Origin of the sequence: Nannocystis sp. (assembly GCF_016714285.1) — a bacterium.
Taxonomy (GTDB): Bacteria; Myxococcota_A; Polyangia; order Nannocystales; family Nannocystaceae; genus Nannocystis.
On sequence record NZ_JADJNN010000002.1, the window covers coordinates 323,292 to 335,312 of the forward strand.

The 12,021-nt window shown below is 70.6% G+C and carries 15 protein-coding genes; 8 read left to right on the forward strand and 7 right to left on the reverse strand.

The window, feature by feature from the left end; all coding sequences use genetic code 11:
• The first annotated feature begins 28 nt into the window (after nt 1-28).
• The gene (locus IPJ59_RS05530; protein WP_293270067.1) at nt 29-802 is read left to right on the forward strand and encodes an ATP-binding cassette domain-containing protein; all 774 of its coding nucleotides are present in this window, start codon (nt 29-31) and stop codon (nt 800-802) included.
• 5 nt (nt 803-807) lie between these two features.
• The gene (locus IPJ59_RS05535) at nt 808-1,563 is read left to right on the forward strand and encodes an ABC transporter ATP-binding protein (RefSeq protein WP_293250250.1); all 756 of its coding nucleotides are present in this window, start codon (nt 808-810) and stop codon (nt 1,561-1,563) included.
• 4 nt (nt 1,564-1,567) lie between these two features.
• On the opposite strand, the gene IPJ59_RS05540 is transcribed toward IPJ59_RS05535, so the two are convergent.
• Complete coding sequence (locus IPJ59_RS05540) at nt 1,568-2,281, reverse strand: hypothetical protein (protein WP_293249325.1); 714 nt, start codon at nt 2,279-2,281, stop codon at nt 1,568-1,570.
• A 164-nt stretch (nt 2,282-2,445) separates the two neighbouring features.
• Here IPJ59_RS05540 and IPJ59_RS05545 point away from each other — a divergent pair, with 164 nt between their 5' ends.
• Nucleotides 2,446-3,651 carry an acetyl-CoA C-acetyltransferase gene (locus IPJ59_RS05545; RefSeq protein ID WP_293249322.1) on the forward strand — a complete coding sequence of 402 codons (1,206 nt, stop codon included), beginning with the start codon at nt 2,446-2,448 and terminating at the stop codon, nt 3,649-3,651.
• 28 nt (nt 3,652-3,679) lie between these two features.
• Here the strand turns inward: IPJ59_RS05545 and IPJ59_RS05550 are convergent, their stop codons facing one another.
• Nucleotides 3,680-3,850 (reverse strand): hypothetical protein, encoded by a 171-nt coding sequence (locus tag IPJ59_RS05550; RefSeq protein ID WP_293249319.1) that lies wholly within the window; start codon nt 3,848-3,850, stop codon nt 3,680-3,682.
• 95 nt (nt 3,851-3,945) lie between these two features.
• Nucleotides 3,946-4,614: a thiamine phosphate synthase gene (locus IPJ59_RS05555; RefSeq protein ID WP_293249316.1), complete on the reverse strand. Its 669-nt coding sequence runs from the start codon at nt 4,612-4,614 to the stop codon at nt 3,946-3,948.
• Nucleotides 4,615-4,656: 42 nt separating this feature from the next.
• Between IPJ59_RS05555 and IPJ59_RS05560 the strand changes: the two genes are divergently transcribed.
• The 3 genes from IPJ59_RS05560 (at nt 4,657) to IPJ59_RS05570 (ending at nt 7,816) form a co-directional block, all read left to right on the forward strand.
• Entirely contained in the window at nt 4,657-5,040 is a 384-nt protein-coding gene (locus IPJ59_RS05560; protein ID WP_293270069.1) for a cytochrome d ubiquinol oxidase subunit II, read from the forward strand.
• Nucleotides 5,041-5,269: 229 nt separating this feature from the next.
• Nucleotides 5,270-7,384: an excinuclease ABC subunit UvrB gene (uvrB, locus tag IPJ59_RS05565; protein ID WP_293270071.1), complete on the forward strand. Its 2,115-nt coding sequence runs from the start codon at nt 5,270-5,272 to the stop codon at nt 7,382-7,384.
• A gap of 39 nt (nt 7,385-7,423) precedes the next feature.
• A complete protein-coding gene (locus IPJ59_RS05570) occupies nt 7,424-7,816 on the forward strand; it encodes a helix-turn-helix domain-containing protein (protein ID WP_293249307.1) in 393 nt (130 codons plus the stop codon).
• 64 nt (nt 7,817-7,880) lie between these two features.
• On the opposite strand, the gene IPJ59_RS05575 is transcribed toward IPJ59_RS05570, so the two are convergent.
• Nucleotides 7,881-8,258, reverse strand: a complete 378-nt coding sequence (locus tag IPJ59_RS05575) for a hypothetical protein (protein ID WP_293249304.1) — start codon at nt 8,256-8,258, stop codon at nt 7,881-7,883.
• A 539-nt stretch (nt 8,259-8,797) separates the two neighbouring features.
• Between IPJ59_RS05575 and IPJ59_RS05580 the strand changes: the two genes are divergently transcribed.
• Nucleotides 8,798-9,313, forward strand: a complete 516-nt coding sequence (locus IPJ59_RS05580; protein WP_293249301.1) for a hypothetical protein — start codon at nt 8,798-8,800, stop codon at nt 9,311-9,313.
• On the opposite strand, the gene trmB is transcribed toward IPJ59_RS05580, so the two are convergent.
• Nucleotides 9,285-9,956, reverse strand: coding sequence for a tRNA (guanine(46)-N(7))-methyltransferase TrmB (trmB, locus tag IPJ59_RS05585; protein ID WP_293270072.1), 672 nt, complete (start codon nt 9,954-9,956; stop codon nt 9,285-9,287). The genes IPJ59_RS05580 and trmB overlap by 29 nt on opposite strands.
• 13 nt (nt 9,957-9,969) lie before the next feature.
• Nucleotides 9,970-10,623, reverse strand: a complete 654-nt coding sequence (gene fsa / locus IPJ59_RS05590) for a fructose-6-phosphate aldolase (RefSeq protein ID WP_293249296.1) — start codon at nt 10,621-10,623, stop codon at nt 9,970-9,972.
• Nucleotides 10,624-11,144: 521 nt separating this feature from the next.
• Between fsa and IPJ59_RS05595 the strand changes: the two genes are divergently transcribed.
• Nucleotides 11,145-11,507, forward strand: a complete 363-nt coding sequence (locus IPJ59_RS05595; RefSeq protein ID WP_293270073.1) for a hypothetical protein — start codon at nt 11,145-11,147, stop codon at nt 11,505-11,507.
• Nucleotides 11,508-11,596: 89 nt separating this feature from the next.
• Here the strand turns inward: IPJ59_RS05595 and IPJ59_RS05600 are convergent, their stop codons facing one another.
• Nucleotides 11,597-11,962, reverse strand: a complete 366-nt coding sequence (locus IPJ59_RS05600) for a hypothetical protein (RefSeq protein WP_293270075.1) — start codon at nt 11,960-11,962, stop codon at nt 11,597-11,599.
• Nucleotides 11,963-12,021: the final 59 nt, after the last annotated feature.

Here is a 12,021-nt window from a genome sequence, read left to right on the forward strand (position 1 = left end):
CGCGTTGTGTTGCACGTACCATCGCCGCGTGCAGGTCCTCGGCCTCGGCTGTGCGCTCAACTCACGCAGCTTGCTCGCCGACATCGACCTCGAACTCGTCGACGGTCCGCTCGCGCTGCTGGGTCCATCCGGCGCCGGCAAGAGTCTCGCGCTGCGATGCATGCTCGGGCTAGCGCCGCCGCGGTCGACTGTCCGCGGTGAGCTCGTCCTTAAGGATGGTCGTCGTGCGCGGCTCGACGATCTCCGGACCGTCGCCGGGTTGCGGGGTCGCGGCCTGTGCCTGCTCCCGCAGGACGCCGGGCCCAGCCTCGATCCGGTGCGCCGGGTCGAGGCCCAGCTGCGCGAGCTGCTGCGCGTGCACGACAACCGCGACGACTCGCCCGCGTCGCTGCTGGTACAGGTCGGCGTCGTGGAGGAGCTGCTGCGCCGCTACCCGCATCAGCTCAGCGGCGGACAGGCCCAGCGGGTCGCGCTCGCCCTGGCGCTCGCCTGTCGGCCGGCGCTGCTGCTGGCCGACGAGCCGAGCTCGGCGCTCGACACCATCGCGCAGGCGCAGCTCGTGGACACCCTGCGGGTCAGCTGCGCCGCGCGGTCGACCGAGCTCGTGTTCGTGACCCACGACCTCGCACTCGCGGCGAGGCTGTGTGTGCGGGCCGTCGTCCTCGACGTGGGGCGGGTGGTCGAGGCCGGGCCGCTCGCGGGGCTGATCGCCGCGCCAGCTCACCCGGTCACGCAGGCGCTGGTCGCCGCGGCCCGTCGAGCCGATGCGCTGTTTGTGGATGTCCTGGAGACCAGGTCGTGAAGGACATGTCCCGGGAGACACTTTCGGTGCGCGGCCTCACCGTCGCGCTGGGTACTCGCACGGTGATCCGCGACCTCGACCTCGAGCTGCGCCGCGGCGACGCGATCGCGGTGGTGGGGCCCTCGGGCGCGGGCAAGTCGGCGCTGCTGCGGGCGCTGGTGGGCCTCGAGCCGGGGATCTCGGGCTCGCTGCGCTTCGGCGGCCGCGAGCTGGTCGGCGCACCGACCGAGGCGTGGCGGCCGCTGCGACGGCGCGTGCAGCTGTGCTGGCAGGACCCGCTGGCGGCCCTGCACCCGCAGCTGCCGGTGGCCGCGCTGATCGACGAGGCGCGGCTGCTGACCGGGTTGCCGCGCTGGCACGCCGAGGCCCCGGAGCTCCACGCGCTGCTGCGCCGCGTCGCCCTCGACCCCGCGCTCGCGCGGCGATCGCCCGGATCGCTGAGCGGCGGCCAGCGCCAGCGCGTCGCCCTGGCCCGCGCCCTCGCGGCCGAGCCGGCGATCTTGTTGGCCGACGAGATCACCAGCGCGCTCGACCGTCCGGTCGCGTGGGCGCTGATCGACCTGCTCCGCGAGCTGCGAGGCGACGGCCTCGGCCTGCTCATGGTAACGCACGACCTGTCCCTTCTACCAGGTACGGTCGACCAGGTGCTCGTGCTCGCTGCCGGCGAGGTGGTCGAGCGGAGCCCCGTCCGCGAACTGATCGCCGCGCCGCAACACCCGGTCTCTCGCGCGCTGCGGGCCGCCGTGCCGCGCCTGCCCTGAGGCGCTACAGCTGCCGCCAACCGCCGCGGCTGCGCAGCTCGAACAATCCGAAGCGGAGGTCCAACACCAGCTCCGCGGCGGTGTACGGGAAGGTCACCTGGGCGATCGCGCCGACGCGCCGCGTGCCGAAGCGGAGGTGGATGCCACCGGCGAAGCGGTCGCGCACGGCGTAGAAGCGGTTGGCGGCGACATCATCGACGGTCAATAAGGGCAAGGCCTCGCGCCCGCGAGCCCAGCCGAGGTCGACGCCGCCGGTGAACCACGCCTGCGACAGGCTGACGTGGGCGAGCGCGTAGTGGGCCCGTCGCTGAAACTCGAAGGTGGTCGGGTCGCCGTCGTCGGCGGTCGGCGGGTAGAGCACCTGATGGTAGGTCGCGCCGACCTCGAGGAAGCGGCCGCGGAAGAACGCCAGCGCGGCCTTCGGGGTCCAATTGGGCACGCGCTGGCTGGGCAACCAGTGGGCCGTCACGCCGAGGGTGAGGTGGTCGAGGAGGCCGAGCGAGAGCTCGAGGCGATAGATGTGCGGCGTGCCGAGACCGACCGCGACCGCGAGCACGCCGTGGTCGAGGTGCCGCGCCGAGCGAGCGACATCGCGGGTGAGGTAGCGCCGCAGCCTCGACCTGGGCGGGTCGTGGTTCGGCGCGACGGGACCTTGCGGAAGCTCAAGTCGCGTGAGCACCGGCGTGTCGCGCGGGTCCTTCGTGGCCGATGGACTCACGCCTGGCGGACTCGCTGCCGACGTGGGCTCGCCTGCAGGGGCGAGCGCGAGGGACACGATGAGATGAGCGATCAGCAACCGCCACCATTGTTGCCGCAAACCGTGAGGATGCTCAACCGAATCGCGCGTCCGTCGGCCGAGAGCCGCCCCCCATACTGACGGCGATGCTGACGAAAAAGCCCCTGTCTCGTGCCATCTACATCGTCGCGGCCAAGCGCACCCCGTTCGGGACCTTCGGCGGAGCGTTGAAAGAGCTGTCGGCCACGGACCTCGCGGTGGTCGCCGCCAGGGCCGCCCTGAGCGCGGGCAACGTCAGCCCGGAGATCGTCGACGCGGTGTGCATCGGCAACGTCTCGCAGACCTCGGCCGACGCGCTGTACATGGCCCGCCACGTCGGCCTGCGCAGCGGCGTGCCGGTGCCGGTGCCCGCCCTCACCGTCAACCGCCTGTGCGGCTCGGGCTTCCAGGCGATCGTCAACGGCGCCCAGGACATCCTGCTCGGCGACGCCGAGGTCGTGCTGGTCGGCGGCACCGAGAACATGAGCCAGGCCCCACACGCGGTCCGCGGCATCCGCTGGGGCACCAAGTTCGGTCAGGACGGCAAGCTCGAGGACACGCTGTGGTCCTCGCTCTTCGATCCCTACGCCGGCTGCGCGATGGCCATCACCGCCGAGAACCTGGCCGAGAAGTACAAGATCACCCGCGAGGACTGCGACGTGTACGGCCTGCGCAGCCAGCAGACCTGGGCCGCGGCGCAGGACGGCGGCCGCTTCACCGCCGAACTCGCCGCGGTCGAGCTCAAGGGCCGCAAGGGCGTCACGATGTTCAGCGCCGACGAGCACGCCCGTCGCGACGCCAGCCTCGAGTCGATGGCCAAGCTGCCGACGGCGTTCAAGAAGGACGGCGTCGTGACGGCCGGCAACGCCTCGGGCATCTGCGACGGCGCGGCCGCGCTGATCATCGCCAGCGAGGAGGCGGTCAAGCGCCACAACCTCAAGCCGCTCGCGCGTCTCGTGCAGTGGCACGTCGCTGGCGTCGACCCGACGCTCATGGGCATCGGCCCGGTCCCGGCGATCCGCGGGGCCCTGGCCCGCGCCGGCCTCGACCTCGCCGACCTCGACCTGATCGAGATCAACGAGGCCTTCGCCGCGCAGTACATCGCCTGCGAGCGCGAGCTGGGCCTCGACCGCAACAAGACCAACGTCGACGGCGGCGCCATCGCCCTCGGCCACCCGCTCGGCGCCTCGGGGGCCCGCATCACCGCCCACCTCGTGCACGAGCTGGCCCGGCGCGCTGGTCGTTATGCCATCGGTTCGGCCTGCATCGGCGGCGGCCAGGGCATCGCCGTCGTGCTCGAGAACGCGGGCTGAACCGGCGCCCAGAGCCGCGCTGTCGCCGTCACAGGGCCAGCGCGACCTGAATGGCGACCAGCACGAGGAAGCCGATCAAGAAGAGCAGCGGCAAGCGGCCCTCGAGGCCTGGGGCTGGCTCGAGGTCCTCACGCGGCATCATGGGCAGTGGCCCGGTCCGCACCCGCTTGCGGACCACGACAACCGGCTCGTCGGACACGCCGTCACGATAACGGAGGTGCAGCGCCAGAGCAGCGTCAAAGGTCGCGCCCCGAAAGTGACAGGGGTAACGCGCGAGCTCTCGCGGAGCGCAGCTCACTCCGCAGCGAGCGCCGTCGCCAGCGCGACCACGCGTGCGTGGATCTCCCCGACGCTGGCGGCCACCAGCGCGCCGATCGTCGCCACCATCGCCGCGCCGCAGCTCGCCGCCTGCACGGCAGCCGCAGCGTCCAGCCCCCCGATCGCCACCACCGGGCGCGAGGCCGCAGCGCAGGCCTCCGCGAGCCCGGAAAAGCCGACACAGGGCTCCGGCAGCGCCTTCGAGCGGGTCGCCAGCACCGGCCCGAAGCCGATGTAGTCGACCGGCAACACCTCGCTCGCGCGTACCTGCGCGAGGTCGTGGGTCGACAACCCGACAACGAGACCCCGCCCACGCAGCGCCGCGATGCTCCCGGCCCAGATCGCGGGTGAGCCGAGGCGACGCAGGTCGCCCTGACCCAGGTGCACACCATCGACCCACGCCGGCCGGGCCAGCGCCGCCTCGACGTCGTCGTTGACGACCAGCGGCACCCCTGCCGCGCGGCAGATCGGCCCAACTTGCTCGATCAGCTCGATCCGCGTAGAGGTGTCGACGCCCTTGCAGCGCAGCTGGAACAGCCGCGGGCCCGGCCCCTCCGGGCGGTCGCCGACGAGCCCGCGGGCCGCCGCCGCCGCGTCGAGCCCGCCCGCGTGCGGCCAGTCGAGGATCACGTACAGCCCCGCCATCGCCGCGCCTGCTTATCACAGCGGGAGCTCCGGGAGCCCGTCATGACCGACCTCCTCGCCGCGCGCGCAGATGGCGATGTCGCTGGCCTCCCACATCATCTTCGCGATGGTCGGGATGGCACCCCCATCACCCTCGGCGCCCTCTCCACCGGCATCGCCCTCGACCCCAGCACAGGCCGCGTGCGCACCGACTTCATCTCCGAGTGGCTGGCGGCGCCGTTCCCGTTCGCCGCCGGCCTGTTCACCCTGTGCCTGTTCGCCTTCCTCGCCGCCGTCTACCTCGCCGACGCGGCCCGCGCAGACCCTGACCTTTCGGACATGTTCCATCGGCGCGCCCTGGTCTCCGCCGGCCTGGTCGCAGCGACCGCGCTGCTCACCTTCATCGTCGCCTGGAGGCCGGCCTCAGCGCGAGCCCGTGGGCGGTGACGCTGCACCTGTCGACCGGCCTGGCCGCGCTCGCGGCGATCGTGCTGCTGCTGCGCCGTCGCCTCCGCGCCGCCCGAGTCGCCGCGATGTCGCAGGTCGCCCTGATCGTCGTCGGCTGGGTCCTCGCGCAGCACGTTCGTCGTGTTCAAGTCCCGCCCGCGACGCGCGTGAGGAGTCGCGGCGGAGCGCGTCCTCGCGCCAGATCGACCCGCTGCTATGTTGCACCGCCATGGCCCGCAGCAGCCGCAGCACCCCTGTGTCGATGGACAACCCCGGCGAGGACTGGGACCTCAGCAACGCCGTCCGTCCGACGATCGCCGCCGACCGGCCCTTCCGCCTCGCCAGCCCGTTCCCGCCGGCAGGCAGCCAGCCGCAGGCGATCAAGGAGCTCGTCGAGGGCCTGCGCCGCGGCGACCGCTATCAGCACCTGCTCGGCATCACCGGCAGCGGCAAGACCTACACGATCGCCAACGTCATCGCCGAGGTCCAGCGCCCCACCCTGATCCTCGCCCACAACAAGACCCTCGCCGCCCAGCTCTACGGCGAGTTCAAGGCGCTGTTCCCGGACAACGCCGTCGAGTACTTCGTCTCCTACTACGACTACTACCAGCCCGAGGCCTACATCCCGTCGACCGACACCTTCATCGAGAAGGACTCCAACATCAACGAGCAGATCGACCGCCTGCGCCACGCGGCCACCTACTCGCTGCTCAGCCGACGCGATGTGATCATCATCGCCAGCGTGTCGTGCATCTACGGCATCGGCGCGGCCGAGGCCTACTACGGCATGGTCGCCACCGTCAGCGTCGGCCAGACCCTCGACCGCGACCAGCTGCTGCGCCGCCTGGTCGAGATGCAGTACGAGCGCAACGACATCGACTTCCACCGCGGCACCTTCCGCGTGCGCGGCGACGTCGTCGAGGTGTTCCCCGCCTACGAGGACGAGACCGCCGTGCGCATCGAGTTCTTCGGCGACGAGGTCGAGACGATCCGCGAGGTCGACGCCCTGCGCGGGGTCCCGCGCGGCACCATGCAGCGCGTCACCATCTTCCCCGCCAGCCACTACGTGACCCCGGCCTCGCAGATGCGCAAGGCGATCCAGGGCATCAAGGAGGAGCTGCAGGTCCGCCTGTTCGAGCTGAAGGAGAAGATCCGCCTCGTCGAGGCCCAGCGCCTCGAACAACGCACCATGTTCGACCTCGAGATGCTCGAGGAGATGGGCTTCTGCTCCGGCGTGGAGAACTACTCGCGCCACCTCACCGGCCGCAAGCCGAACGAGCCGCCGCCCACGCTGCTCGACTACTTCGCCGACGACTACCTCACGATCGTCGACGAGTCGCACCAGACGATCCCCCAGGTCGGGGCCATGTACGCCGGCGACCGCAGCCGCAAGACGACCCTCGTCGACCACGGCTTCCGCCTGCCCTCCGCGCTCGACAACCGCCCGCTCAAGTTCGAGGAGTGGGAGCAGCGCGGCAAGCAGACGATCTTCCTCAGCGCGACGCCCGGCAACTACGAGCTCGGCAAGACGCAGGGCGTCGTGGTCCAGCAGATCATCCGCCCCACCGGCCTGCTCGACCCGGAGATCTTCGTGCGACCGAGCGGCAACCAGGTCGACGACCTGCTCGCGGAGATCCGCCTGCGCACGGCCCAGGGCGAGCGCGTGCTCGTCACCACCCTCACCAAGCGCATGGCCGAGGACCTCACCGAGTACTACAGCGACCTCGGCATCCGCGTCCGCTACCTCCACTCCGACGTCGAGACCCTCGAGCGCGTCGAGCTGCTCCGCGGCCTCCGTCGCGGCGAGTACGACGTGCTGGTCGGCATCAACCTGCTGCGCGAGGGCCTCGACCTGCCCGAGGTCAGCCTCGTGGCGATCCTCGACGCCGACAAGGAGGGCTTCCTGCGCGAGGCCAAGTCCCTCATCCAGACCTGCGGCCGCGCCGCTCGCAACCTCCACGGCAAGGTCATCATGTACGCCGACCGCGTCACCAACAGCATGAAGGCGTGCATCGAGGAGACCGATCGCCGTCGCATCGCCCAGGCCACCTACAACGAGGAGCACGGCATCGTGCCCCGCAGCACCCACGCGCCGATCAACTCGCTCGAGGCCGACGCCAAACCCGACCCCTCCGCGACCACCCGCAAACAGAAACCCTCTGATCTCCCGATCGGCCTCGGCCCGCTCTCCGACCCCGACCTGCTCCCAGAGGAACTCAGCGCCCGCATCGCCGAGCTACGGGCCCAGATGACCGAGATGGCCAAGGCTTTGCGCTACGAGGAGGCCGCCAAGCTCCGCGACCGCATCCGGGTGCTCGAGGCCCGCAAGCTCGAGTTCATCTAGGCGCGCCGGCCCTCAGGCGCTTGTGGCATCGTCGCTTCCATGGCCGAAGACCGCCCGCCCGAAGCCGAGGCCCGCGAACTCCACGAACGTCGCTACATGGTCAAACTGGGCCTGCGCATCCGCGCCATCCGCGAGGAGCGTGGCCTCACCCAACAGGCGGTGGCCAGGTCGGCTGGCATCGCCACCGATATGGTGTCGCGCCTCGAGAACGGTCACTACACCAGCCCGGGCCTGCGCACGCTGCTCCGCATCGCCGATGGCATGGGCGTACTGCTCGCCGGCCTCTTGCCAGACGCCCCCAGCGCCCCGAGCTCGGCCCCGGAGAGCGCGCTCAAGTCGCGGCTCGGCGCCCTCGCCCAGCGGGCCGAACCGCACGAGCTCGACCTGCTCGTCGACATCGCCGGGGTCATACTCGGTCGCTCGCAACGCTGAGCGCTACGCGCCCGGAGCCGGGTCGCTCACAGCGCTGCGCGCCGGGAGCCCAACGCGGCCCGCATCAGAACTTGACGGTGTAGCCGACGCCCGCACCGCCGCGGAGCATCGTCGGATAAAGCGCGGTCTTCGGGGCAGTCCCGGGGGTCCAGCGCTCCCACTTCTTGTAGCGCAAGCGGTAGCCGACACCGACCGCCAGCAGCACGACGCCCAGCAGAGCCGCGGCACCGGTGGCCGGTACGGCGAAGGTGTTGTTGTGGTGCTGCTTGCAAGCGAAGGTGTTGGCCGGCGCGTCGCAACGCGTGAGGAAGTAGCTCGACAGCAAGCCACCGAGGCCGAGAGCGAAGAGCGTGCCGCCGGCGATCATGAGGCCCGTCCCCTTGGCCTTGTACTTACCGTTGGCGACCGTGGGCTCGGGCGGCCGCTCGGGCCCCTCCGGCACAACGGGAGGCGGCGGCGTGGCCTCGGCCGGCGCCTCGGGCTCGGCCGGTGGCGCATCGCCCGGAACCTCGGTCGGCGTCTCCCCCGGCCCGGTAACAGCCGAAGGCGCGTCGCCTGGCTGGTTCGGGTCGGACGGTGTGGTTGCCGGTGTGGTTGCCGGTGTGGTTGCCGGTGTGGTTGCCGGTGCTGGAGCAGCCGGAGCCGTGGTGGCTGGCGCCGGGGCCGGGGTGGCTGACGGTGCCGGCGTCGTGGCCGGGGCAGGCGCAGGTCCCGGGGCCGCGAGCGCCTCGTTACAGGGCAGCGCCGCCAGGGTCGCGGCCAGAACAGAACAAGTGATCCGTGCGGTGAACGAGGCCTTCATACGTCTGCTTCCATCGTGCGGGGCGCCGACGTCGCGGAGTATCATACGGTGGCCGCGGCTTCACAAGCCCAAAGCCCGGACCCGGGCGGCGCAGTGATCCCCCTGCGATCGGACCTGTCGTCGTCTCGGCACTGCGAGGCTCCCACAGCGCGAAAACCGCGTTACAATGGGCAAACGCCATGCCGATGCTCGCCGACCTCGATCACCCACCACGGTCCCGTTGGCGGGATCTGCTGGTCGGCGTGCTGTGTGGACTGCCCGTGGTGGCGCTGCTCGCCTGGCTGCTGCTCCCGAGTCTGATGGCCAGCGTGCTCGGCAGCGCCGGCGACTACGACCAGCGCCTGCGAGCCGAGGACGCGTACATGCAAGCGGTCTGCAGCGAGGCCCTCGACCTCGAGCGCGACGAGCAGCTCTGCGAGTGCGTGCTCGCCGTCGAGTACCCCGCGCTCGACTGCCGCCAACCCTTCCTGCGCTGGAGCCTCGACCGCCACCACGCCCGCTGCGCCGAGCCCGAGGTCCGCAAGCCCTCGCTGACCTTTTGCAGCTGCATCGACACCCTCGCCGAGCGCGTGGCCACGGCCGAAGCCGCCGGCGAGCAGCCCAAGGCGGAGATCCAGCGGGTCGGCAAGTGCATCGAGCTGCCCGACGCCTTCCCCCTGCCCGAGCTCAGCGCTCTGGCGCCTGCGACGAAGTGACGAGCCCGTAGCGCATCCGCCAGACCCGCTGACCGCGGGCGAGAGTGGTCTGCTCGCGCCGGCTGGCCGCCTCGAAGGGGTTGCCGCGCCAGAAGCTCCACGGCTCGATGAGGTTGCGCAGGCGCGGGCTGGCCTCGACGACCTCCATGATCTCGAGCGCCACCTCGAAGACATCGCTGGCGACGTGCAGCTCGCCGCCATCACGCAGCTGCCCGGCGATCGTCTCGACCAGCCCCGGCTCGATCACCCGCCGCTTGTGGTGGCGCTCCTTGAACCACGGGTCGGGGAACAGCAGATGGAAGCGGTCGACGGTGCGCGGCGGGAACACGCGGTCGAGGTCGACGTTGAGGTTGCTGTAGCCGAAGACGAGGTTGTCGAGGCCCAGCTCCTGCGCGCGCACGCGGTTGCGGGCCAGGCAGGGCTCGCGGATCTCGAGGCCGGCGATCAGCCAGTCGGGGCGCGCCGCGGCCAGCTGAAAGCTGAACTCCGCGTCCGCACAGCCGAGCTCGACCTCGACGCGGCACCCGGCGGCGAGCCGCGTCGGGCGCTCCACGGGCCGCGCACGCACGTGCATGAAGTGCTCGCCCAGCGGATTGACGTGCTGACGAATTTTTCGCACGGACTCACCTGTCCCCGGGACCATGTCCCGGGGGACATCAGCGCTTCTCTCGCGGGATCTTGGCCGCGTCGGCGATGAAGCGCTGCAGACCCACGTCGGTCAGCGGGTGCTTGATCAGCTGGTGGATGATCTTCAGCGGGATCGTGGCCACGTCCGCCCCGAGGCGCAGCGCCTCGAGCACGTGGGTCGGCGAGCGCACCGACGCGACCAGCACCTCGGTGTCGAACTCGTAGTTGTTGTAGATCTCGACGATCTGCGCGACCGTGTCCATGCCGTCATGGCCGACGTCGTCGAGGCGGCCGACGAAGGGCGAGATGTACGTGGCCCCCGCCTTGGCCGCGAGCATGGCCTGGATCGGCGAGAAGCAGAGCGTCACGTTGGTGCGGATGCCCTCCGCCGTCAGCTCCTTGACCACGCGCAGGCCGTCGGCGATGAGCGGGATCTTGACGACGATGTTCGGGGCGATGGCGGCGAGCTCGTGGGCCTCGTCGAGCATCTCCTGGTACTTCGTCGAGAGCACCTCGCCCGAGACGGGTCCGTCGACCAGGTCACAGATCTCGGCGAGCACCTCTCGCATCGGTCGACCGGTCGCGGCGACCAGCGTGGGGTTGGTCGTGACGCCATCCAGGAGGCCGAGCGAGGCGGCCTCGCGGATCTCCGCGATGTCAGCGGTGTCGATGAAGAGCTTCATGGGCCGGGGTGGTAACACACGGCGGGCCGCGCTTGTCAATGCTGGCGGTCCGCACTAGCCTCGCCGCCCCTCATGCCCACACCCAAGCTCGGTATCCTCGCCAGCGACGAGAAGGCCCTCAACGCCGGCCGCGAGTCCGACCCAGTGTCTCTGGTGGTGCTCCGCTCCTCCTTGCTGAACCCGCCGCGCGCCGCCGGAGCCCGGGCCGTCGCGCAGCACATCCGCAGCGTGCACCCGCAGGCCAGCCTGGTGCCGTACGTCTGGCACCTCGTCAGCCACGGCCCCGAAGACCACCTCCGCGAGCTCGCCACCCGTGCACTGCCCGGTGAGCCGCGGCGCTTCGGCCACCTGCAGGACTCCCCCAGGTCCGCGAGGCCTGGCAGACCACGCTGCGCTGCGCCCAGGAATTCGCGGCGACCCGGGTCGTACTGCGCACGCCTGCGAGCTTCACCCCCAGCACCACCAACCAGGCCCGCCTGGCCGCGTTCGTCGCCGCACGCGCGGCCGAGGGCCTCGAGCTGGTGTGGGAAGCGGAGGGGCTGTGGGAGCCAGCGCAGGCGCTGTCGCTGGCGCGCAAGCTCGGGATGCAGGTGATCTTGCCGGCCTTCGATGGCGCAGGGCGCCCGTACACCCCACCGGCTGTGGGCGGACTCGCGCACACCTGGCTGCGAATCGACGGTGCCGGTCCCACTTCGCGCCTCCGTGGTGTTCTGGCCGAAGCCCTGGCGCACGCGCTGAGCATCGCCGACGCACCCAACCCGGTGCTGCTGTTCGCGGGGCCACGCGCGTATGCCAACCTGCGTGCCTTCGCTACCGAGATGGCGATCTACGAGGGCGAGGACGAGAACGAGGCGGACGAGCTGGGCGACGACGAGGACGAGTAGCTCTCAGTCCGGCGCGCAAACGAAGAAAATCGCCGAGGTCGGGCGACCTTCGGCGATTTCAGGCCCCGGAGGGCCTTGAGGCGGTTGCCTCAGGCGGCAGCGCCGCGCTTGGCAGCAGTCTTCTTGCCGGTCTTCTTGCCGGCCTTCTTTGCGGTCTTCTTCGCGCCACCGGCCTTGGAACCGGCCTTCTTCGAAGCGCGCTTGGGGGCGGCCTTCTTTGCGGCCTTCTTGCCCGCCTTCTTCGCGGCCTTCTTGCCCGCCTTCTTCGCGGTCTTCTTGGCAGCGACCTTGGCGGTCTTCTTGGCAGCTGTCTTCTTGCTGGCCTTCTTGGCACCAGCCTTCTTGGCAGCCTTCTTCTTCGCGGTCTTGCGCTTGGAGGTCTTCTTGTCAACCTCGGGCGTGGTCGGGTCGTTTTGTTCGAGCGCCATAACGTTTGGTCCCTCCTTCAGGGGCAACGGTGCTCAGTAGTTACATATAAGTCTCACGTAGTGTCAACGCCAATTAACATCTTTTT

Bases quoted from the DNA above. Each gene is read 5' to 3' on its own strand.
- IPJ59_RS05560 (WP_293270069.1), top strand. From the start codon at position 4,657: ATGACCGACCTCCTCGCCGCGCGCGCAGATGGCGATGTCGCTGGCCTC.
- fsa (WP_293249296.1), bottom strand. From the start codon at position 10,623: ATGAAGCTCTTCATCGACACCGCTGACATCGCGGAGATCCGCGAGGCC.
- IPJ59_RS05570 (WP_293249307.1), top strand. From the start codon at position 7,424: ATGGCCGAAGACCGCCCGCCCGAAGCCGAGGCCCGCGAACTCCACGAA.
- IPJ59_RS05535 (WP_293250250.1), top strand. From the start codon at position 808: ATGTCCCGGGAGACACTTTCGGTGCGCGGCCTCACCGTCGCGCTGGGT.
- trmB (WP_293270072.1), bottom strand. From the start codon at position 9,956: ATGGTCCCGGGGACAGGTGAGTCCGTGCGAAAAATTCGTCAGCACGTC.
- uvrB (WP_293270071.1), top strand. From the start codon at position 5,270: ATGGCCCGCAGCAGCCGCAGCACCCCTGTGTCGATGGACAACCCCGGC.
- IPJ59_RS05555 (WP_293249316.1), bottom strand. From the start codon at position 4,614: ATGGCGGGGCTGTACGTGATCCTCGACTGGCCGCACGCGGGCGGGCTC.
- IPJ59_RS05580 (WP_293249301.1), top strand. From the start codon at position 8,798: ATGCCGATGCTCGCCGACCTCGATCACCCACCACGGTCCCGTTGGCGG.
- IPJ59_RS05545 (WP_293249322.1), top strand. From the start codon at position 2,446: ATGCTGACGAAAAAGCCCCTGTCTCGTGCCATCTACATCGTCGCGGCC.